This is a genomic window from Bradyrhizobium guangdongense, assembly GCF_004114975.1.
Taxonomy (GTDB): domain Bacteria; phylum Pseudomonadota; class Alphaproteobacteria; order Rhizobiales; family Xanthobacteraceae; genus Bradyrhizobium; species Bradyrhizobium guangdongense.
In genome coordinates this window covers 3,545,427-3,566,971 of record NZ_CP030051.1, presented here as the reverse complement: position 1 = coordinate 3,566,971, position 21,545 = coordinate 3,545,427, and the positions used below count along the sequence as shown (strand labels likewise).

The window sequence follows — 21,545 nt, the reverse complement described above, 5'->3', positions numbered from 1 at the left end:
TCCGCTCTCCGCGTCCAGACTTGCCGGATTCCGATAGCCACCTGCTCGAAACTTGCGTCCATCAAAATGCACAACTTGCAACTTGCATTGGGGTGCGAACGGCCGTTCAATGGCTCCTTAAGGCGGCAGCACATTTCTTTACCTTTGGTTTTCCAATGCAGACCGTTCTCGTCATCCTGGGCATCTGGCTCCTGATCAACGTGCTTTTCGTCGTGATCATGATCCCGCCGCGCAAGCCGAGGCAGCCGGATCAGGCTCGCTCGTCGAGCGGGCTCGCGCCTGTCCCGATTGGCCAGAACGCGTATGTTGTCGATGAAGATGAGAAGATCTCGCTGCGCCACACCATCATCGCCATTGCGATGGGGGTGCTGCTCTCCCTGACCCCGCCGCTGCTCGAAGCCATCGACGAGATCAAACGGATGGTCGGAAAGCACCGCACGCAGCGGCCAGGCGCCGAGGCCGCCGGCGAAGACGACGGACGATCTCTTGAAACCGATCTCAGGGAGCTCCGTGCCGGGGAGACGGAGACGTCCTCGGTGGGATCGCCACCCCGCGAGCAGCACGAGTCGAAGCACTAGGGCGCCGCACCGCCACAATTGCGTCGGACCCGAGCCTGGAACGCCCCGCGCGTCCCACGCGTTGGCCTTTCATCAAGGGCAACGATGGAGGCTGACTCGCATGACGAAGCCGCTGACAAGAGCGGTGCGACCGGTTCCCGACGAGAACCAGTGCCACAAGGGCGCCGGCAGCGCGCCGACAATTCCCGTCGACACCACCAAAGGCCATCGCGACGACGAGAAGCAGAACATCCGTGAGCAGGCCGCGCACGGCAACCTCACCCAGAACACCAGCAACCGGCGCATGGGATAGGCGCGAAAACCAGGGGGATGAAGAAGGAGATACGAACTTGGTTACTCCCGGCAAATGGTACGATCCGATTTCCGAACGCTGGATCGCGCCACGCGAACATCACTCCTCAGCCAGATCTTTCCACGCGACCGAGAATCACGTCCTCGAGTTCCAGAGGAATGTCGAGATCCAGCGCATCTGGCGCGCGCTGGTCGACTGCTGCGCAAGCAACTAATCTGTTACCCGTGTGAGACGCTGCAGAAGCGTCCGCCGCATATCCGTCCGTGCATGACCGAGCCCGCATCCTCCGCCAGACCCGTCGCCGTCGCGATCCGCTACCTCGCGATCATTGCCGGCGGCGCGTGCCTGCTGCTCACCGCCGTCTGCTTTGCCATTGCGTGCCAGATCTTCATCCAGACCGGCGTTTTTGCGCAATCGTATGCGATGGTGGGATCGATCAGCGGCGTGCTGGGGATATTGGCGCTGAAGCTGGCGAGCGTGTGGAAGTAGGCTTTCGCAAGCTCCTTCGGATGGAACCGCGCATCGCCGTGGCGCCTTGGAAAGGGCCCAATCACGGATGGAACAAACGCGCCGCAGGCCCGATTCAGGCCACATCCTCTCCGGATTTGCGGCTCATTGCCACCTAACTCTTTGTAGAGAAAGGAAAGGTAACGAGTTGCGTCATGCGTAACCGGGAGACCAGGATGGGCAACCGCACCGCAAAGTTCACGTCCGCGCTGATTGGCAGCATCATTGCCGGCGCACCTCTGGCCGCCGTGTCGCAGAACGCGCCGACTGCGCCCAGCACGGCAAACACGACGGCGGCAGCCACCAGCGCGGCAAGCACGACGAATGCCGCGAGCGACTGCCTCGCCTCGCCGAAGGGCGTCGCGCCGCAGGGGCAGCACTGGTTCTATCGGGTGGAACGCGCGACCAAGCGGCAATGCTGGTATCTGCGCGCGGAAGGCAGTAAGGCTACGCAGAACGCGCAGGCAGCGGCCGACACGCCGAATGCAAATCCGGCCGCGCCGTCATCGGTGCAGAATGCGCGCGCTGAATATGTCGCGCCGCAAACCACCCCCGCAGCGAGTGCACCGGCGCCGGCCACCACCTCACCGCAGCAGGCGTTTGGCCCCACCACGGATGCCAATGCACCTCAGCCCGCGGTCGCCGCTCCGTGGCCCGATGCCGCTCCCGCCACCGCTTCGCCCGCGCCGCAATCTGCCCCCGCCTCCACGCCTGCAACGACCTCGCAGCCAAGCGCGCAACCGGCCGCAGCCCCTGCTCCGGTCACGCTCGCCGCTGCAGATAGCGCTGCCGACAAGTCGACCGGCTCGCTCCAGATGCTGCTGCTCGTCATCGGCGGCGCACTGGCGCTCGCTGGCCTGCTCGCCAGCCTGATCTACCGCTTCGCCGGTGGCCGCGTGCGCGTGCAGACGTCCGATCGCCGCGTGAACTGGGACAATCGGCAGGATCGCGACGACAGCCGCGCGCCGTGGCTCAATGCAGCCCCGACACCCATGCCACGCACGACGCGACCGCTTCCGGTAGATTTCGACGCCGTGCGTCCGCAAGCGCCGCAGATCGCCGCGTTCAGCGACGCGATCGGCCGGATCGCCGCGCAGGGCCGTTCCACCGAAATTGCGGTCGCAGAGCCTGAGGACACCGGGATCGACTATTTCGAGGACGAATTCGAGATCGAAACACCGGCGCCCCAGCTTGCGGCCGACAGCCACTCCGAAGAGGAGGCCAACCCCGATGTGATCGATCTCGATGTGGCCGATCACGACGTGACCGATCACGACTTGGCCAATCACGACCTGGCCGATCACGATCTGGATGCGCACCAAGAGGACGTGCGCGAGGCGGGTGCGCACGAGGACCATGCGCACGACGAAACTGCCGTCGACATCGATATCATCACGTCGATGCTGGAGCGGCTGGCGGCGCAAGGGCCACGGCTGTCGCAGCCTGGCTTCGAACCTAGCCTTGAAGCTGACCTTGCAGCGCCCGCACGAAGCTCACGAGGCCAGTCCGCCGCTCGCGCTTGAGGCGTTCGGCCTTCAGGATCGACTGCACCTCGGCGAAGGCGTCATCAACATTGTGATTGATGACGATGTAATCGTACTCGGCCCAGTGGCTCATCTCGTGGCTGGCGCGGCTCATGCGCTTGCGGATCACCTCGTCGGAATCCTGTGCGCGCGAATGCAGCCGCTTCTCGAGGTCAGCCGCTGAGGGCGGCAGGATGAAGACGCTGACGACGTCGGCGCGCGCCTTCTCGCGCAGCTGCTGCGTGCCCTGCCAGTCGATGTCGAACAGCACGTCCTGCCCGGCCGACAGTGCGGCCTCGACCGGGCCACGCGGCGTGCCGTAGCTGTTGTCGAATACGGTGGCCCATTCCAGCAGCTCGCCGGCCTTCACCATCGCCTCGAAGGTGGCCTTGTCGACGAACGAATAGTCCTTGCCGTTGACCTCGCCCGGCCGCATCGCCCGCGTGGTCGCGGAGACCGACATCTTCAGGCCCGACATGCGCTCGATCAGTAGGCGCGACAGCGTCGTCTTGCCCGCGCCCGAAGGCGAGGACAGCACGAACATCAATCCGCGGCGCTCGACCCCGTCAGTTCCGTGACCGCTTGTCGTCATCGATCACTCCAGATTCTGGACCTGCTCGCGGAACTGCTCGACCACGTTCTTCATGGCGAGACCGGTATTGGTCAGTTCGATGTCGTTCGACTTCGAGCAGCAGGTGTTGACCTCGCGGTGAAACTCCTGCGCCAGGAAGTCGAGCTTGCGGCCGATCGGGCCGCCCTTGCCGATCAGCTCGCGCGCCTGCGCGATGTGGGAGGTGATGCGGTCGAGCTCCTCGCGGATGTCGGCTTTGGTCGCGATCAGGATCGCTTCCTGCATCAGGCGGTCGGAATCGAAACGGTCGGTGGTGTCCAGCAGCGCGGCGATCTGCTCGGCGAGCCTCGCCTTGATCGCCTCGGGCTTGCGGCCCGGCGCGATCTCCGCCTTCTTCGCCAGCTGCTCGACCTCATCGATGCGCTGGGTCAGAATCTGGCCGAGCGAGATCCCCTCCCGCTTGCGCATCGCGACGAGCTCGTCGAGCGCCTTGTCGAAGGCTTCGGCTGCGGCGACACGCACCGCCTTGTCCTCCTCCTCGTCGCCCTCGGGCTCGGCGACCTCGACGACCCCCTTGATGGCGAGCAGGCCGTCGATGCTCGGCGCCACCGCGTCGACCTTGCCGGAGATCATTGCGGCGGCCTTCAGCACGGCGTTGAGCACATCCTCGTTGACGCGAACGGTGGCAGCAGCATTGGCGCGCTTGACGTTCAGATTGGCGTAGACGGTGCCGCGCGAGAGCAGCTCGCCGGCGCGCTTCTTGGCGTGGGCCTCGAGCTCGTCGAACCCCTGCGGCAGCCGCACCCGCAAGTCAAAGCCCTTGGCGTTGACCGACTTCAACTCCCACTCGAACGTATACGGCCCGCTTGCGCCGTGGCGTCTCGCAAAGCCGGTCATGGACGACAGCGCCATCAGGTCAAATTCTCCAACAAGCATGGGATTCGCGAGGCCATCAGGCCACGGGAATCTTAAGACTATTTTGCACGAAAGTGGAATCCGCAATGTCCGCAGGCCGGTCTGCGCAAGGCCCGAGGCTGGAGCAGCCCTAGCGCTGGATCACCGGCGGCGATGGCTGCACCGCGCCCTGGCGGGCGGGCGCCGCCGGCCGGGCGGGCGGCTTCCTCTGCTGGGGCGGCCGGGGGGCCGGCGTTGTCGCGGTCGGCGCCGTATCTGCGGCCGCGGGTGCCGCAGCCGCAGGCGGCGGCGCGTCCTCGGCCGGCTCAACCGTGTCGTTCTGGATCTGCTTCTCCATCGCGCGCAGTTTCGCGACGTTCTTCTGATGCGCGTCGTAGGTCTCGGTGAAGGCATGCCCGCCCGAGCCGTCGGCGACGAAATAGAGATCGCGGGTGCGGGCCGGGTTGGCGGCGGCCTCCAGCGAGGCGCGGCCGGGATTGGAGATCGGACCGGGCGGCAGGCCCTCGATCACATAGGTGTTGTAGGGCGAGGGCTGCGTGATCTCGCTGCGCTTGATCGGGCGTCCCAGCGTGCCCTTGCCGCCGACCAGGCCGTAGATGATGGTCGGATCGGACTGCAGCTTGATCTTCTGCTTGAGACGATTGACGAACACCGCGGCGACGCGGCTGCGCTCGTCGGGCTTGCCGGTCTCTTTCTCGACGATCGAGGCGAGTGTCACCAGCTGCTCAGGAGTCTTGACCGGAAGATCAGGGCTGCGGCGCTCCCAAATCTCCGCGAGCACGCGCTTGTGCGCTTGCTGCATGCGCTGGATCACTTGCTCCCGCGGGGTCCCGCGCGGGAACTTGTAGGTCTCGGGCAGCAGGGTGCCCTCGCGCGGCACTTCGCGTACGCTGCCGGTGAAGATGTCGTTGTCGGAGAGACGCGCCACGATCTGCTCGGAGGTCAGGCCCTCCGGAATGGTGACGGCATGCTGCACCACCTTGCCCTCGACAATGGTGGCGATCACGTCGCGCAAGCTCGCGTTCTTCTGGAACGAATATTCACCCGGCTTGAGGTCCGAGCTCGCCTTCAGCGCGGCCACGGCGCCAATGAACACCCAGGGATTGACGTCAGTCACGCCTTCCCTGTTCAGGGTCTCGGCGATATCGCGCTTGCCTGCACGCTGGGGAATGTTGACGACCTTGTCTTCCTTCAGAGGCCCGGGCGATTCGAGCACCTGCCGGCCGTAATAGTAGGCAGCTCCCGCTCCAATCATACCGATCAAAAGCAGGGTGATGATGGCGTTACCGACTACAACGAACGGATTGCGCGCCCGCTCCGAACGCCTCGGCGGCGGCGGGACTTGCTCGGGCTCGAGCGCTGCCCGCGGACTCCGGGGCGAAATGGGCGGCCTTTCACTCATCGAAGCAACCTGAATCCTGCCGGTTCAATCGCAGCCTGACAATCGCTTGCCGAGCCAAATGCACGCGCCCACAGATATGACTATCGCCGAATACGGCAAAACGGTGGATTCGTCGCAAACACAAACTATTGGGCCAGACGCCGGACGATCACCGACGCATTGGTACCGCCGAAACCAAAAGAATTCGACAACGCGACGTTGACCTCTCGCTGCTTCGCCTTGTGCGGCACGAGATCGATCGCGGTCTCCACCGACGGATGATCCAGATTGATGGTCGGCGGCACGATATTATCGCGAATCGCCAGAATGGCGAAGATCGCCTCGATTGCGCCGGCCGCACCGAGGAGATGGCCCGTCGAGGACTTGGTCGAGGACATCGCAACCTTGGAAGCAGCATTGCCGAGCAGGCGCTCGACTGCGCCAAGTTCGATCTCGTCGCCGAGCGGCGTCGAGGTGCCGTGCGCGTTAATGTAATCGAGATCAGACGCCGTCAGGCCGGCGCGCTTGAGCGCGGCCGACATGCTGCGGAAACCGCCATCGCCATCGGGTGACGGCGACGTAATGTGATAGGCGTCACCCGACAGACCGTAGCCGATCACCTCGGCATAAATCCTGGCGCCGCGGCGCTGGGCGTGCCCGAGCTCTTCGAGGACGAGGACGCCGGCGCCCTCGCCCATCACGAAGCCATCGCGGTCCTTGTCATAGGGGCGTGAGGCCTTCTCGGGGGTCTCGTTGAAGCCGGTCGACAGCGCGCGCGCGGCGTTGAAGCCGGCAATGCCGATCCGGCTGATCGGCGACTCCGCGCCGCCGGCGACCATGACGTCGGCATCGCCGAGCGCAATCAGGCGGGCGGCGTCTCCGACAGCATGCGCGCCAGTCGAGCAGGCCGTGACCACCGAGTGGTTCGGGCCCTTCAGGCCGTGGGCGATCGAGACATAACCGGAAGCGAGATTGATCAGGCGGCCCGGAATGAAGAATGGCGAGACCCGGCGCGGGCCTCGCTCCTTCAAGAGGATCGCAGTGTCAGCAATGCCGTTGAGGCCGCCGATGCCGGACCCGATCATGGTGCCGGTCGCGCATTTGTCCTCTTCGGTCTGGGGATGCCAATTGGCGTCGTCGAGCGCCTGGCCGGCCGCGGCCATGCCGAAGATGATGAAGTCGTCGACCTTGCGCTGGTCCTTCGGCTCCATCCACTTGTCCGGATTGAAGCTGCCATTGCTGCCGTCGCCGCGCACGACCGTACAGGCGATCTTCGTCTGCAGATCGGAGACATCGAAGCTCTCGATCCTGCGCGCACCGCTCTCGCCGTTGAGAATGCGCTTCCAGGTCGGCTCGACGCCGCAGCCGAGTGGCGACACCATGCCGAGACCAGTGACGACAACCCGCCTCATATCCGAAAACTCCGCATCGAAAGATTCACGGCCAATAACAAGAAACCGGCTGACCGCTGCGAAGCGGCCCGTCCGGTTTCAATGTTGTCCCCGCGAAAATGAAGAGCCTTAGCTCTTCGCGTTCTTCTCGAGAAACTTGGTGGCGTCGCCGACGGTGAGAATGGTCTCCGCGGCGTCGTCCGGAATTTCGCACCCGAATTCTTCTTCGAACGCCATCACCAGCTCGACGGTGTCCAGACTGTCGGCGCCGAGGTCGTCGATGAAGCTCGCAGCGTCGACAACCTTCTCGGGTTCAACACCAAGGTGTTCGACCACGATCTTCTTAACCCGCTCGCCAATGTCACTCATTGCATAACCTCGTGTTGTTCCCTGTAGACCCGACCCCCCGGGACGATACGAGCCGTCGTGGTCGTTGACTGCCTTCGCTTACGAACTTTGATTTGGCCCCATCTTAACCGATGCGGCCCGGCGAACGACGGCCAAGGCTCCGCATCGCCAATATACAGGGTTTCAAAAACCTGCAATGGCGTTCTTTGCCCATCCGTTGAGCGTCCGGTTAACATACTTCAAGTGCCTTGACTACACGCCTCAATTCGCTCCGGAAACGGCCGTTTGCCGCATCCCGCCCCGCCCATGTGGGCAGTGCGAAACGTCAGATCATGGCCATGCCGCCGTTGACGTGGATGGTTTGGCCGGTGACGTAGGCTGCTTCGTTTGAGCTGAGATAGACAGCGGCTGCCGCGATGTCCTCGGGCGTGCCCAGACGGGCGGCTGGAACCTTGGTCAGAATCATCTCGCGCTGCTTGTCGTTGAGCGCATCCGTCATCGGCGTCTTGATGAAGCCGGGTGCGATGCAGTTCGCGGTGACGCCGCGTTTGGCGTATTCGGCGCCAAGAGTCTTGATCATACCGATCAAGCCGGCCTTCGAGGCAGTGTAATTCCCCTGCCCGGGATTGCCGGTGACGCCGACCACCGAGGTGATGGCGACGATGCGGCCGAAGCGCTTGCGCATCATCAATTTGGTGGCGGCGCGCGCCAGGCGGAAGGTCGCCGTCAGATTGACGTTGATGACCTCGTCCCAATCCTCGTCACGGAGCTGAACGAACAGATTGTCGCGCGTGATGCCGGCATTTGCGATGAGGATGTCGACCTGGCCCATCGCCGCTTCCGCAGCCGGCACCAGCGCCTCGACCTCGTCGGCCTTGGAGAGATTGCAGGGCAGCACATGGGTGCGCTCGCCAAGCTTGGCTGCAAGCTCGTCCAGCACCTCCTTGCGCGTTCCTGATATCGCGACGGTGGCGCCCTGCGCGTGCAGCGCCTGTGCGATCGCACCGCCGATGCCGCCGGTCGCGCCGGTGACGAGCGCCTTTTTGCCAGTCAGATCGAACATGGAAAAACTCCTCTAGCCCTGCTTCGCAGCGGCCAATGCATCCTTGGCGGCGGCAATATCATTGGGACCGCCGACCGCAACACCGACGGCGCCGTCGGCAATGCGCTTCACGAGTCCCGTCAGCACCTTGCCCGCGCCGATCTCGAAGAAACGGGTGACGCCCTGCCCAGCCATATAGGCAACCGACTCGCGCCAGCGCACCGTGCCGGTGACCTGCTCTACCAGGCGGCGGCGGATTTCGTCGGGATCGGTGATGGCGCGGGCCAGCACATTCGACACCAGCGGCGCAGCCGGCGCCTTGATCGTCACCTTGGACAGCGCTTCCGCCATGGCGTCGGCCGCGGGCTGCATCAGTTTGCAATGGAACGGCGCGGACACCGGCAGCAGCATCGCGCGCTTGGCGCCTTTGGTCTTGGCAATCTCGACCGCGCGATCGACCGCCGCCTTGTCGCCGGAGACGACCACCTGCCCACCACCATTGTCATTGGCGGCCTGGCAAACCTGGCCCTGCGCCGCCTCCTTGGCGACCTCCATGGCCGCGTCATAATCGAGGCCGAGCAGCGCGGCCATGGCGCCGGCGCCAACAGGCACGGCTTTTTGCATTGCGAGACCACGAATACGAAGCAGCCGCGCGGTGTCCGAGATGGTCAGGCTCCCGGCCGCAGCCAGCGCCGAATATTCACCGAGCGAGTGGCCGGCCACGAAGGCCGCATCCCGCCCGACGGAAAATGCGGCCTCAGCCTCGAGCACCCGCAGAGTGGCCATGGACATCGCCATCAGGGCCGGCTGGGCGTTTTCGGTGAGCTGAAGGGTTTCAGCCGGGCCATCCCAGATAGTCGCCGTCAGCTTCTCCCCGAGCGCGGCATCGACCTCGTCGAACACGGCGCGCGCCACCGGAAAGGTGTCGGCCAGGGCCTTGCCCATGCCGACTGCCTGGGAACCTTGTCCAGGAAATGTGAATGCTGCCGTCATCGGCGCTCCCTGCTTGTCGGGCGTGATCCCTCTCGAGAACCGGCAGCCGATGACGCACGGCCTTAGGCCATGGTTCCGGATCATGCTCCAAAGGGGGCCGTAGACACTGTCCGGGGCTGGAATGTCAAGCCAAGATAGGGACTTCGGCCAGCATTCACCTGGGGATGCGACGCCTAGAACCCGCCATTGGCCTGGTTGGCATCAACCACCGCCCCTGCCTGCGCACGGCGCGCGCTGTTGACGAGCTGGCCGGGACGGTCATCCCGATCGGGCTTGGCGGTCGCAAGCCGGAGCACCGCAGCGTAGCTCGGCTGCACCTCCATCCGGCCGCCATGCCGGCTCTCGCTCAGCAGACGATGCACCTTCGGCAGGTTGTAGCAGGGCACGTAGAACAGAAGATGATGCTCGAGGTGGTAGTTCACGTAGTACGGCGCGATGAAAAGCCGCTCGAAAAAATTGGCGTGGGTGGTGCGGGTGTTGCGCAGGGGATCGCTGCTGTCAGGCACGACAGCATGCTCGGCGATGTTGCGGATGCGGGTGATGACCATCATCCAGGTGAGCAGCGGCACCAACCACAAAAGCGGATAGGCCCACCACACGCCGGCCGCCGCAAGGCCAGCGAACATCGCGGCGTTGACGAGGCATTGCGGGCCGAGCTTGTCCCAGAAATGCGCGGCGCGCTGGCGCCACGGCCAGTCCCTCGGTCCGAGCGCATTGAGCAGTTGCGCCTTGCGCTGCTGGTAGCCGGTCTGCCCGGTGATGTCGCGAATGAACTTGCGGCGATAGCTGAGCTTGGTGATCGGAAACGGCGCCGACAGCACCAGATCAGGATCGTCCTCCTGTTGGGTGCGGGCGTGGTGTTGAAGGTGGTAGCGCCGGTAACTGCGTGTCTCCGCAAAGAGCGGATAGGCGCAGAGCCATTGGCTCAATGCCAGATTGGTCTTCTCTTCGGCAGACAGACAGCCATGGGCGCCGTCATGCATGAGGATCGCCAGGCCCAGCTGGCGCGAGCCGATGATCGCGACGGCGAGAATATAGGTGATCGGATTGGGCCACCATGCGACCAGGGCGATCGCACCTGATATCAGCGCCCAGGCGTGCGCGATCATCGCAACGCCCTTCCAGGTCACGCGCTGTCGCACGTCGGCCAGTTGATCGTCGGTCAAGAAATCACGGGCCCGCATGCGAAGCGCTGTCATGACCTTCCCCCTCGTTCTGATGGCTTGACGCATTGTGCTCGTCGACGAGACGCAGCCGCCCAGTGTCGCTGCTGGATTTCGCCTGCTCGCCGAGCACACACAGCATCTCGGCGCACAGCGCCTCCGGCGAGCGGCCCATGGCACAGCCTTCGAGAATGATTCCGATGGCGACAGCCCAGAACCGCCGCGAGCTATCGTCGGGAGCGCGCAGCGACCGCCAGCCATGGCGCGCCACTTGGCCCGCATAGGCGCGCGCGCCTTCAGAATGCAGGCGCTCGATGGTGCGCTCGACCAGCGGTGCCAAATCCTGGCGCCGGCGCGTCAGTGTCAGCGCCTCGGCGAAGAAGGCAATCGAATCGCTCGCCGTCACGGTCTCGGCCAACGCGCGGGTGTATTCGCCCGGCGTGCGCGCCTTCAGCGCCGCCTGCTCGGTCGCGCGGGCCAAATACAGCAGATCGCGGCAGGCGCATTCGACGAAGAGCGCTTCCTTGGTTCGGAAATAATAGGTGATCTGGCTCGGGAACGCGTCCGCGGCGGCTGCGATGTCGGTGATCGCGGTGCCCGACAGGCCCCGCTCGCGAAACAAGGGGCTCGCGGCATCCAAGAGCAGAGACCGCATCTTGCGGCCAGCCGAGCGCGTCGCCCGCGCGGCATGTTTGGGGTCGCCAACCGCTTCCAACGACTCCTGGGCCGACTTTTCCACCATCTCATCCTCGCGCGGCATTATTTGTATGACATACAAACAAATAAATCAAGCTGGATATGGTATTTAAGAACCGTTTGTCCGCCCGCACCGGGACGATCCGGGTCGAAAGCAAAGCGCTCAACCTTGCCAAGCCGGCCAAAATCCGTATAACGCGCGCATCCGCAGACCCCGGCCGGGAGCTGAACGGACGGTCTCAGCAAATCCTCAGTGATTTTGGTGTGGCAGGGCCAGTCGGCCCGTCGTCCCGTGTTTCCGCCTTCTGAGCTTAATCCCAGAGTCCTTTCCGAAGGTCTCTTAAGGGCTTGACGCCGGGCAATGCGCCAACACGAGGAAAGGACGACAATGGCTCTCTATGAGCATGTTTTTCTCGCGCGCCAGGACGCGAGCACGCAGCAGGTCGAAGAGCTGACTGCGCAGATGACCGGCATCGTCGAGGGTCTCGGCGGCAAGGTCACCAAGACCGAGAATTGGGGCGTTCGCTCCCTCACCTACCGCATGAACAAGAACCGCAAGGCGCACTTCGTGCTGCTCAACATCGACGCGCCGTCCGCGGCGATTGCCGAGATCGAGCGCCAGGAGCGCATCAGCGAAGACGTGATCCGCTATCTCAGCGTCCGCGTCGAGGAGCTCGAGGAAGGTCCGTCCGCGATGATGCGCAAGGCCGACCGTGATCGCGAGCGTGACGACCGTGGCGGTGGCTTCCGCGGCGAGCGTGAAGGCGGCTTCCGTGGCGATCGCGACGGCGGCTTCCGCGGTGATCGTGGCCCGCGCCGTCCGCGCGACGAAGCTGAAACGGATGGGGAGTAAGAACAATGGCTGAAGCTGGTGCACGCCGCCCGTTTTTCCGTCGCCGCAAGAGCTGCCCGTTCACGGGAGCCAATGCGCCGAAGATCGACTACAAGGACTCCAAGCTCCTGATGCGTTACGTCTCCGAGCGCGGCAAGATCGTGCCGAGCCGCATCACCGCGGTGTCCGCGAAGAAGCAGCGTGAACTCGCCCGCGCCATCAAGCGCGCACGGTTCCTGGGCCTGCTGCCCTACGTCATTCGCTGACACGACCACTTTCGACCGGCGACGATTGCCGTCGCCGGTCGTGACTTTCTGAACTCATAAGGCTTCCGGGTCGTCCGGTCGCCGATGGTTGGGGCAAAGCGCCTCTAACCGCTCGAAGGGAGCGGGACAGCTGATGATGGCATTTGGACTGATAGCCCTAATCGCCGGCGCTGCGTCGGCCCTGATGTTCGCTTCGATCGTCTCGGGCGCGCTGATCTCGCTCGTCCTGGTCTGCCTTGCTCCTCTCCCTTTGATGCTTGTCGCGATCGCCTGGGGCCCGCTTTGCGGCGCGCTTGGCGGTCTTGCCGCAACGCTCGTCATCGGCGTCGCACTCAGCACGCCCCTCGCCCTCGGTTACGGTCTTGCGATCGCATTGCCGGCCTGGTGGCTTGGCCATCTCGCCATGCTGGGACGGCCGTTGGCTGATGGTAGCGTGGACCCGGATCCGGCTTCGCTGCAGGTCGAGTGGTATCCGCTCGGTCGTGTCCTGCTCTGGATTGCGGCGCTCGCCGCGCTTCTGACTGCGGGATCATTGTTTTCCCTGGGAAGCGATGCGTCGACGATCAGCGACGCCATGCGCCGCGGCTTCGCCAGGGTGCTCACGCTGATGGGCGAGACCAACGTCACGGAGAATGATCCCCGTGTCGGCCTGATGGTCGCGGTCACGCCGGTTCTGGTGGCAGCATCCCAGATGGCAACGCTGACTTTGAACCTCTGGCTCGCCGCCAAGGTCGCGGCTGTTTCGGGACGGCTGCATCGGCCCTGGCCGGACCTTAGCCGCACGAACTTGCCGCCGATGACCCTCGTGGCACTCTGCGTTGCGCTGGCCTTCAGCTTCTTCGGCGGAATGACCGGCATTCTCGCCATCGTCGTCACGACCGTCTTGATGGTGGCCTATGCGCTGGTCGGCCTTGCTGTTCTGCATACCATTACGCATGGCCTCGCCAGCCGCGCATTCTGGCTCGCCGCCGCCTACGTCATCATCTTCATGTTCAGCGTGAGCCTTGTCCTGCTGACCATCCTTGGGCTCGCGGATGCCGTGTTCGGCTTCCGGGAGCGCTTCCTGCGCAACCGGCAACCGCCGCCATTGCCGACATCTTAAGTCCACCCCGAAAACTGAAACCAGAGCACTTCAAAGGAGAACGAATATGGAAGTCATTTTGCTGGAACGCGTGAGCAAGCTCGGTCAAATGGGCGAAGTCGTGAAGGTTCGCGACGGCTATGCCCGCAATTTCCTGCTCAAGCGCGGCAAGGCGCTGCGCGCCACCGCCGACAACCGCGCCAAGTACGACGGCATGAAGGCCGAACTCGAAGCTCGCAACCTTGCCTCGAAGGGCGAGGCAGCCAAGGTCGCCGAGAAGATCGAGGGCAAGAACATCATCGTGATCCGCCAGGCTTCGGAAGCGGGTCAGCTGTTCGGCTCGGTCACCGTGCGCGACGTGGTTCTCGCCTTCGAGGCTGACGGCGTCACGCTCGCCCGTCCGCAGGTTCAGCTCGATGCGCCGATCAAGACCATCGGCAAGCACTCGATCACGGTCGCCGTTCATCCCGAGGTCGAGGTCGAAGTCACCGTCACGGTCGCGCGCAGCCAGGACGAGGCCGAGCGCATCAATCGCGGCGAGGACATCTCGACCCGCAACGAGGACCGCGACGCAGCCGCCGAGGCGATCGCCGCGGCCGGCGAGTTCTTCGATCCGGAAGCCCAGCACGACGAGGTCGAGCCGGCCCCCGCTGCAGAAGAGAAGTAAGCCTCGCGTTCATACGCGAACCGAAGCCCGGTCGCCTCAGGCGGCCGGGCTTTTCATTTCGACGGCAATGTCCTCGCTCAGCATCGCGATCGAGGCGAGCGCCGTTGCGGTGTGCTTCTCCACGCCGTCGTTCACGCAGAACACGTCCGCCGCGACAACGGAGACCTGACGACCCGGCTTGATCACCCTCGCCCGGCAGATCAGTTTTTCGCCCACCGCCGGCGACAGCAGATTAAGCTTGTATTCCGCCGTCAATGCCGCCTGGCCCCGCGAAGTCGCTGCCGCAATGGTCGTGGCATTGTCGACCAAAAAGGCAGTAACACCGCCATGAAAAAAGCCGTGCTGCTGCAACAGCTCAGGCCGACGTTCCACCGCAATCGTGCACGCGCCGCGCGACAACTCGGAAAGTTCGGCACCCACCAGGTTCATAAAGCCCTGCCGGCCCACATTGGCGTGAATACGCGCGGCTACGGCTGCGAAGTCTGCATCAGCTTGCGTTTGCATAACGCCTCTCATCCCTGTCGATGTGCTCCGGCGGTACCAGCGCCCGGATCGCGCAGGCGATCAGTGCGCCGGCCTCGGTGCGCGGGTCAGCGCGATCTCGCCCCGAGAGAAAAGCGCGGCAAAAGATCTGTGCGGGCCCGATGAGCTGACTGACAAACATCACCGGAGTCATAGGCAGAAGCTCGCCGCTTTTGACGAGCGGCGCACGCCAGCGATCGATGCCCTCAGCGAGCCGCGCATTCTGAGCACGCTGGGCATCGCGAACGTCCTCGCTCCATTCGTTGCGCGATATCTCGAAGAGGTATCGCGCCTCTCGCCGGCTCAGCACGACCCAGTCGAGATGGGCGCGGATCAAGCGATCGATGCCCTGCTTCGCATCGGGCGATGGATCAAGCGCGGCGAGCACCGCGGCATGATAGTGCCGCAGCACCTCGAGCAGCAATGCGCCGGCGAGCTCCTGTTTGGAGCCGAAGACATGAAAGAAGCTGCCGTTGGAAGCCCGGGCCTTGGCGCGGATCGCCGCCACCGTCGCGCCTTCGAAACCCGACCGGTCGAACACCGCGAGCCCAGCCGCCAAGAGATTTTCGCGCATACCGAATGACATCGGCGCCTCCTAGAGTATTGCTCTAGAGCATTGCTCTAATAGCCGTCAAGACGGCGCGAAGGCCGCGCTGAGCGCAGCCTTCGCAGGTTGACGGGATTATCGGCTATCGCGAGATCGGGGGAGCCGGCGGACCGGAGGATTCCGACGGCGCAGGCGACGGAGCCGCGGCGGGCGCAGACGGGGCCGGCTCTGCCGGCTTGGCTGCGGACTCGGAGCTGGGCTCGGTCGGTTTGGACGCGGCAGCTTCGGCAGGCTTGGGAGCCGACGGCTCAGTCGGCTTGGCGGCATCAGTCGGCGGAGCCGGCGTGACCTGCGGGACCGGGTCGGGGCGCAGAGCCGGCGCCTCGTTGCCGCTCGGCTCGACCTTGGCGCTCTCCGGCTTTACATCGGCGGGCTTCTCGGCCGGTTTGGCGCTGTCAGGCTTGGCCCCTTCACGGCCGGAGTCGACCTTTGTGCTCTCGTTCTTCGGTTCGATCTTGGGTTCGACCTTCGGCGCAACAGCGTCCTCGCTCTCCGGCTTGCCACGCTTGCTCATGCGCTTGCCCTTACGGCCCGCCGGCGGCTGTTCGGTCGTGGCCTCGGGCTTCACGCCTTCCTTGGCACCTTCCTCGCTCGGTCGCGCCGCGCGCTTCTGGCGCCCCTCAGGCGCCGGTGCGGCACCCTCGCCCTCCGCCTTGGTGGCCTCTTGCGGACGCTGGCGGCGCCCCTGATGTTCTGGCGACTGCCCAGGATTCGTGTTGGCGTCCTTCTCCCTGGCGCCGTCCTTCTTGTCCCTGCCTTCCTTGCCGTCCTTGGCCTGGTAACGGACGTCTGCGGCGCCATTGGAGACCAGATAGGAGGCCAGCACGCCGGCCATGTCCGGGCTGGTGGTGTAGTGCTGGCGCAGGAAGCCCGGCAACGAGCTCGGCGAGACCGTCTTCAAAAGCCCCCGCGGGCTCTTGTGGCAGGCGTTGCAGGTCTGCGCGAAGAGTTGGGACGGGGCCTTGCCGGCCTCGAGGTTCGTCGCCTGCGCCAAAGCGGCATCGGTAGCACCGAAGCCGACCAGAAACAGCACCGTGGCGAGGCTGAGCGCTCGGCTCGACATTCCCATCATCTCCATTGAAATCCGATAGATAAGGCCGGTATCCGGCGCGGCAGCGGTCACCTTTTAGCCGATTGCGCCGCGAATGGAAGCGCACTCATCGAACATGTGAGCACGCAGTTTTCGAATATCGGCTTTGAACACAATGCAATAGCGGGGCGGTAATCGGCTGCTTAGATTTACATGCGAACGCATGGGAACCAACGGATTTTCCAAGCGTCGATGTGACGGCCGGGTAGTGGCATCTTTTCGGGTTCGCTCGAGAGGTTGGTGTCGATGGACCGCTTGTTGCGTAAGTTTTTGACTCAATTCATCCGCCGCGGGTCGATGACGGTGACCACGGCGGGCGGATTGAAATTCAGCGTCGGTGACGGCTCCGGTACGCCGGTCGAAGTGCGCTTCGTCACGGCCGATGCTCAACGAAAGATCCTCATCAATCCCGAACTGGGGCTTGGCGAGGCCTATATGAACGGCGAGTTCGTCGTCGAGCGCGGCAGCATAGCTGATGCCCTGGCGATCCTGCTCGATCAACCTGACCTGTTGCCGCATTGGGCAAAACCCTGGTGGCACCTGCGCTATCTGGTCAGACACCTCAGACAATTCAATCCGCGAACGCGTTCGCGCAGCAATGTCGCGCATCACTACGATCTCGATGCGAGGCTCTATTCACTTTTCCTTGACGCCGACAAGCAATATAGCTGCGCCTATTTCGAGACTCCGGACGCTACGCTCGACGATGCGCAGCTCGCCAAGAAGCGGCACGTCACCGCAAAACTGTTGGTCAACCGCGGTCAGCGCGTGCTCGACATCGGCTCGGGCTGGGGCGGGCTCGGACTCTATCTCGCCGAGATCGTGGGGGCCGACGTCACCGGCGTGACGCTATCGACGGAGCAGTTGCAGATCGCGAAGGCGCGAGCCGCCGAAAAGGGGCTGACGCAGCACGCGCGCTTCCTGCTCCAGGACTATCGCGACATCGACGGGCAATTCGATCGCATCGTCTCGGTCGGCATGTTCGAGCACGTCGGAGCCAGGTTCTACAGCACCTATTTCCGGCGCTGCGCTGAGTTGCTGAGCGACGACGGCATCATGCTGCTGCACTCGATCGGCCGCTCGCAGGGACCGGATTCGACCAATCCCTGGATCGCCAAATACATCTTCCCGGGCGGCTACATTCCCTCGCTGTCGGAAGTGCTGCCCGCGATCGAAGACGCCGGCCTTCTGGTCTGCGACATCGAGATCCTGCGCCTGCACTATGCCGAGACGCTGAAGGCTTGGCGGGAGCGCTTCATGGCGCGACGCGAGGAAGCCGTACAGCTTTACGACGAGCGCTTCGCGCTGATGTGGGAATTTTATCTGGCGGCCTGCGAGATGACGTTCCGCAAGCAAGGGATGATGAATTTCCAGGTCCAGCTCACCAAACGCCAGGGCGTGGTCCCCATGACGCGTGACTATGTCGCGCGTGAAGAAGCCCGGCTGCGCGCTCTCGAGGGCGGCGCCAAACCGAAGCTGAAGCTCGCCGGTGAATGAGTCCTAATGACGAAGGGTGGAGATCGGAGAGGCGCGGTAAGGCGCCGTTAAGGCCAACTGCGCCCTCAGTTCCACGATAACCTCGGGGGCGACCGGCTGACGCCGGATTTCGGGCCGCTCGGCGTGTTGCATGGCGGCGATCAGGCCCGAGAGCCAAAGCCGGCTGGCCGTCTCGTTTCGCCAAATCTGGTGCTGCCGTTCTGGCCGCATCTCCTGCCTCGTTCCCATGGCGGGTCTACGGGAGACAATCCCCGGCCCGCTCGCCTGTTCCCTCTCCTATCCCCGAAAGAATCCGGGGAGATGTGATCTGGTTCACATTCCTCTCGACGGCGCTGCCTTAGACCGTGGCAATGAGCAAAGAGACCCAAACCTCATTCGACGTGCAGGACGATCTCCGCACCGACTACGCCCTGATCGCCACCGGCGTCGGCGCGGCCCTGGTTGCGCTGGTCTACCTCCTGTTGGTCTGAACCTGCACAGGACGCGCTAACGCGCGCTTAAATAGGTCTGCATCTCCATCATTAGGTTCACGGTATCCGGATTTTTCCGTGACGTGATCGCGGCGACTTCCGGTCCGACCCAAGTTCCGCGAAAATCCGTCAAGCGCGGGGCATGCTGCGGCTGCTAATCATCCACCGCTTTTAAGATCGGTTGATAGCGACCAGCTTTTGCTTCCGCTTTCGCCTGCGGCGGCGCTTTATCCCGGCCCCGCATCCGCCCAAGAAAATTGCTAAGCACGTCCGACCATGGCCCTAACTGATTCGAACGTTCTCAAACTCGCGCCCGATGCCGGAACTCCCGCCTACCGGAGCGCGCCGCACAATATCGAGGCGGAACAGAGCCTTCTGGGCGCGATCCTGGTCAACAACGATGCTTTTTACCGCGTCTCCGACTTCCTGGAGGCGAAGCATTTCTTCGAGCCGTTGCACCAGACCATTTTCGAAACCGCCGGCAGCCTGATCCGGATGGGCAAGATCGCAACGCCCGTCACGCTGAAGACCTTCCTGCCCGCCGATACCGATGTCGGCGGCATGACGATCGGGCAATATCTTGCGCGCCTCGCCGCCGAGGCGACGACTATCATCAACGCCCAGGATTATGGCCGCACCATCTACGACCTGTCGCTCAGGCGCGACCTGATCGGCATCGGCGAAGACATGGTCAATGTCGCCTATGACGCTCCCGTCGACTTCCAGCCACGGGCGCAGATCGAGGATGCCGAGCGCAAGCTGTACGAGCTTGCCGAGTCCGGCCGCTACGACGGCGGCTTCCAGAAATTCTCGCAGGCGCTGGCGGTCGCGGTCGATCTCGCGGCCAAGGCGTTCCAGCGCGACGGCAAACTGTCGGGCATCTCGACCGGTATGCGCGACCTCGACACGAAGATGGGCGGCTTGCAGCACTCCGATCTCATCATCGTTGCGGGACGCCCGGGCATGGGCAAGACGTCGCTGGCGACCAACATCGCCTACAACGTCGCCAAGGCCTATGTCGGCGAGATCCAGGCCGACGGCACCATGAAGGCCGCCAATGGCGGCGTGATCGGCTTCTTCTCCTGCGAAATGTCGGCCGACCAGCTCGCCACGCGTATCGTGGCCGAGCGGACCGGAATCCCCTCCTCCCACATCCGCCGCGGCGGCATCTCAGAAGCCGATTTCGACAAGATCCGGGAGGTCTCGATCGAGCTGCAATCGCTGCCGTTCTATGTCGACGCAACCGGCGGCCTGTCGATCGCGCAGCTGATGGCCCGCGCCCGCCGGCTGAAACGGCAGAAGGGCCTCGATCTGCTCGTGATCGATTACATCCAGCTGCTCTCCGGCTCGGGCAAGCGCGCCAGCGACAGCCGCGTGCAGGAAATCACCGAAATCACCACCAGCCTGAAGGCGCTGGCGAAGGAGCTCAACGTCCCCGTGATCGCGCTGTCGCAGCTCTCACGCCAGGTTGAATCCCGCGACGACAAGCGGCCGCAGCTCTCCGACTTGCGTGAATCCGGATCGATCGAGCAGGACGCCGACGTCGTGCTGTTCGTCTATCGCGAGGAATACTACCTCGCCATGAAGGAGCCACGCCCGGGCACGCCCGAACACGAGAAGTGGCAGCTTGACATGAGTCTTGCGCACGGAAAGGCCGAGGTCATCATCGGCAAGCAGCGCCACGGCCCGACAGGCACCGTCGATTTGGCGTTCGAAGCCTCGGTCACCCGGTTCGGCGACCTCGCGCCGGACAGTCAGCTTCCGGCCCGCAGCGGCAACGACTACTGAGTTTCTTGAACCCGGCCTGCCTCTTGCGTAAAACGACGCCATGACAATGGCGTCCGACCCGAACATGATCCCGCAATCCGGCCTCCTCTCAGCGGAGGCCAATCAGGCTGCCGCACTCGCTGCCTACGGCGGCGTGCTGACCGTCGATCTCGATGCCATCATCGCCAACTGGCGCAAGCTCGAGAAGACGGCAGTGCCAGCCGAGTGCTCGGCGGTGATCAAGGCCGACGCCTATGGATGCGGAGCCGCGCAGGTCGCGCAGGCCCTGAACAAGGCCGGCTGCAGGACCTTCTTCGTCGCCACCATCGAGGAGGCGCGCACCGCTCGCGCTGCGATACCGGACGCGGTGATCTACGTGCTCGGCGGCTATTTCCAGAACAGCGGCGAGCACTACGCGAAGATCAATTGCCGTCCGGTGATCGGCGACCTCAACGAGCTCGCCGAGTGGGACGTGTTCTGCCGCCGCACCGGCTGGTCGGGCGGCGCCGCGATCCACATCGACACCGGTATGAACCGGCTCGGCCTGACTCTTGCCGAGGCGCAGGCCATCATCCCCCGCATCAATGCCGGCGATCACGGCATCACGCTGGTGATGAGCCATTTGGTCTCGGCCGAGCAGCTCAACAGCCCCGTCAACGCCAAGCAGCTTGCAGCCTTCCGCGGCATCGCCAGCGAATTCTCCGGCGTACCGGCGGCGCTTGCGAATTCCTCAGGCATTTTCCTCGGTGCGCCGTTCCAGTTCGATCTGGTGCGGCCGGGCGCCGCGCTCTACGGCGTCAATCCGACGCCGGAGGCCGACAATCCGATGCAGCAGGTCATCGACCTGAAGGCACGCATCGTGCAGACCCGCAATGTCGAGCGCGGCGAGACCGTCGGCTATGGCGGCACCTGGACCGCACGGCGGCCGACCAAGCTCGCGATCATCGCGGTCGGCTATGCCGACGGTTATTTCCGCGCCGCCAGCTCCAACGACGGCACACGCGGCGCCGAGGTCATCGTCGCGGGCAAGCGCTGTCCCGTGGCAGGCCGTATCTCCATGGACCTGATCGCGATCGACATCACCGATCTGCCGCCGAATGCGGCACGGCGCGGCCATATGGTCACCCTGCTCGGCGAAGGCATCACCGTTGACGAACTCGCGCACCATTTTGGCACGATCGGCTATGAGGTGCTGACCAGCCTCGGCCACCGCTACGCGCGCGTCTACAAGGGCGGCAACGTGGTCGAACCGCTGACGAAGCCGGAGCCCGCGCAGACGGCCGAACAATCGCCCTCCCCGCCGCCGATCGAGCAGCCGGGGCCGCCGCCGCCGCTGCCGGGCTGAG

23 protein-coding genes are annotated in these 21,545 nt (G+C 64.2%); 11 read left to right on the top strand and 12 right to left on the bottom strand.

Annotation, left to right across the window (positions count from 1 at the left end; genetic code table 11):
• Positions 1 to 20: 20 nt before the first annotated feature.
• From X265_RS16980 to X265_RS16965, 4 genes are all read left to right on the top strand, one after another.
• Entirely contained in the window at positions 21 to 578 is a 558-nt protein-coding gene (locus X265_RS16980) for a phosphonate metabolism protein PhnM (RefSeq protein ID WP_244659368.1), read from the top strand.
• Positions 579 to 678: 100 nt separating this feature from the next.
• Positions 679 to 870, top strand: a complete 192-nt coding sequence (locus X265_RS16975) for a hypothetical protein (protein ID WP_128965840.1) — start codon at positions 679 to 681, stop codon at positions 868 to 870.
• A 267-nt stretch (positions 871 to 1,137) separates the two neighbouring features.
• Entirely contained in the window at positions 1,138 to 1,359 is a 222-nt protein-coding gene (locus X265_RS16970) for a hypothetical protein (protein ID WP_128965839.1), read from the top strand.
• 194 nt (positions 1,360 to 1,553) lie between these two features.
• Positions 1,554 to 2,900, top strand: coding sequence for a hypothetical protein (locus X265_RS16965; protein ID WP_128965838.1), 1,347 nt, complete (start codon positions 1,554 to 1,556; stop codon positions 2,898 to 2,900).
• Here X265_RS16965 and gmk read toward each other — a convergent pair.
• The 9 genes from gmk to X265_RS16920 all read right to left on the bottom strand — a co-directional run bounded on the left by gmk (position 2,833) and on the right by X265_RS16920 (position 11,446).
• Positions 2,833 to 3,492, bottom strand: coding sequence for a guanylate kinase (gmk, locus tag X265_RS16960; protein ID WP_092294557.1), 660 nt, complete (start codon positions 3,490 to 3,492; stop codon positions 2,833 to 2,835). The genes X265_RS16965 and gmk overlap by 68 nt on opposite strands.
• Positions 3,493 to 3,495: 3 nt before the next feature.
• Entirely contained in the window at positions 3,496 to 4,383 is an 888-nt protein-coding gene (locus X265_RS16955; RefSeq protein ID WP_128965837.1) for a YicC/YloC family endoribonuclease, read from the bottom strand.
• 133 nt (positions 4,384 to 4,516) lie between these two features.
• The gene (mltG, locus tag X265_RS16950; RefSeq protein WP_128965836.1) at positions 4,517 to 5,788 is read right to left on the bottom strand and encodes an endolytic transglycosylase MltG; all 1,272 of its coding nucleotides are present in this window, start codon (positions 5,786 to 5,788) and stop codon (positions 4,517 to 4,519) included.
• 125 nt (positions 5,789 to 5,913) lie between these two features.
• On the bottom strand, positions 5,914 to 7,179 hold the full coding sequence (gene fabF / locus X265_RS16945; RefSeq protein ID WP_128965835.1) for a beta-ketoacyl-ACP synthase II: 1,266 nt from the start codon (positions 7,177 to 7,179) through the stop codon (positions 5,914 to 5,916).
• A gap of 108 nt (positions 7,180 to 7,287) precedes the next feature.
• Positions 7,288 to 7,527 (bottom strand): acyl carrier protein, encoded by a 240-nt coding sequence (locus X265_RS16940; RefSeq protein WP_008130699.1) that lies wholly within the window; start codon positions 7,525 to 7,527, stop codon positions 7,288 to 7,290.
• Between the two features lie 304 nt (positions 7,528 to 7,831).
• Positions 7,832 to 8,569, bottom strand: coding sequence for a 3-oxoacyl-[acyl-carrier-protein] reductase (gene fabG / locus X265_RS16935; protein WP_128965834.1), 738 nt, complete (start codon positions 8,567 to 8,569; stop codon positions 7,832 to 7,834).
• Between the two features lie 12 nt (positions 8,570 to 8,581).
• Entirely contained in the window at positions 8,582 to 9,541 is a 960-nt protein-coding gene (gene fabD / locus X265_RS16930; protein WP_128965833.1) for an ACP S-malonyltransferase, read from the bottom strand.
• Between the two features lie 173 nt (positions 9,542 to 9,714).
• Complete coding sequence (locus X265_RS16925) at positions 9,715 to 10,740, bottom strand: fatty acid desaturase family protein (protein WP_128965832.1); 1,026 nt, start codon at positions 10,738 to 10,740, stop codon at positions 9,715 to 9,717.
• Positions 10,712 to 11,446 carry a TetR/AcrR family transcriptional regulator C-terminal domain-containing protein gene (locus tag X265_RS16920; RefSeq protein WP_128965831.1) on the bottom strand — a complete coding sequence of 245 codons (735 nt, stop codon included), beginning with the start codon at positions 11,444 to 11,446 and terminating at the stop codon, positions 10,712 to 10,714. Before X265_RS16920 ends, X265_RS16925 begins: the two co-directional genes overlap by 29 nt.
• Before the next feature lie 342 nt (positions 11,447 to 11,788).
• On the opposite strand from X265_RS16920, the gene rpsF reads away from it, so the two are divergent.
• From rpsF to rplI, 4 genes are all read left to right on the top strand, one after another.
• Entirely contained in the window at positions 11,789 to 12,253 is a 465-nt protein-coding gene (rpsF, locus tag X265_RS16915) for a 30S ribosomal protein S6 (RefSeq protein ID WP_128965830.1), read from the top strand.
• Positions 12,254 to 12,258: 5 nt separating this feature from the next.
• Complete coding sequence (gene rpsR, locus X265_RS16910) at positions 12,259 to 12,498, top strand: 30S ribosomal protein S18 (RefSeq protein ID WP_007592020.1); 240 nt, start codon at positions 12,259 to 12,261, stop codon at positions 12,496 to 12,498.
• A 133-nt stretch (positions 12,499 to 12,631) separates the two neighbouring features.
• Positions 12,632 to 13,600 carry a DUF2232 domain-containing protein gene (locus X265_RS16905; RefSeq protein WP_128965829.1) on the top strand — a complete coding sequence of 323 codons (969 nt, stop codon included), beginning with the start codon at positions 12,632 to 12,634 and terminating at the stop codon, positions 13,598 to 13,600.
• A 46-nt stretch (positions 13,601 to 13,646) separates the two neighbouring features.
• Positions 13,647 to 14,246, top strand: coding sequence for a 50S ribosomal protein L9 (gene rplI / locus X265_RS16900; protein WP_128965828.1), 600 nt, complete (start codon positions 13,647 to 13,649; stop codon positions 14,244 to 14,246).
• Between the two features lie 36 nt (positions 14,247 to 14,282).
• Here rplI and X265_RS16895 read toward each other — a convergent pair whose 3' ends face one another.
• The 3 genes from X265_RS16895 to X265_RS16885 all read right to left on the bottom strand — a co-directional run bounded on the left by X265_RS16895 (position 14,283) and on the right by X265_RS16885 (position 16,438).
• Positions 14,283 to 14,750 (bottom strand): PaaI family thioesterase, encoded by a 468-nt coding sequence (locus X265_RS16895; RefSeq protein WP_128965827.1) that lies wholly within the window; start codon positions 14,748 to 14,750, stop codon positions 14,283 to 14,285.
• Positions 14,734 to 15,354 (bottom strand): TetR/AcrR family transcriptional regulator, encoded by a 621-nt coding sequence (locus X265_RS16890; RefSeq protein ID WP_128965826.1) that lies wholly within the window; start codon positions 15,352 to 15,354, stop codon positions 14,734 to 14,736. Before X265_RS16890 ends, X265_RS16895 begins: the two co-directional genes overlap by 17 nt.
• A gap of 103 nt (positions 15,355 to 15,457) precedes the next feature.
• A complete protein-coding gene (locus X265_RS16885; protein ID WP_164938629.1) occupies positions 15,458 to 16,438 on the bottom strand; it encodes a hypothetical protein in 981 nt (326 codons plus the stop codon).
• A 273-nt stretch (positions 16,439 to 16,711) separates the two neighbouring features.
• On the opposite strand from X265_RS16885, the gene X265_RS16880 reads away from it, so the two are divergent.
• From X265_RS16880 to alr, 3 genes are all read left to right on the top strand, one after another.
• Positions 16,712 to 17,962 (top strand): cyclopropane fatty acid synthase, encoded by a 1,251-nt coding sequence (locus tag X265_RS16880; RefSeq protein ID WP_164938628.1) that lies wholly within the window; start codon positions 16,712 to 16,714, stop codon positions 17,960 to 17,962.
• 746 nt (positions 17,963 to 18,708) lie between these two features.
• Positions 18,709 to 20,220, top strand: a complete 1,512-nt coding sequence (locus X265_RS16870) for a replicative DNA helicase (protein ID WP_128965822.1) — start codon at positions 18,709 to 18,711, stop codon at positions 20,218 to 20,220.
• 40 nt (positions 20,221 to 20,260) lie between these two features.
• Entirely contained in the window at positions 20,261 to 21,544 is a 1,284-nt protein-coding gene (gene alr / locus X265_RS16865) for an alanine racemase (protein WP_128965821.1), read from the top strand.
• The last annotated feature ends 1 nt before the right edge of the window (position 21,545 follow it).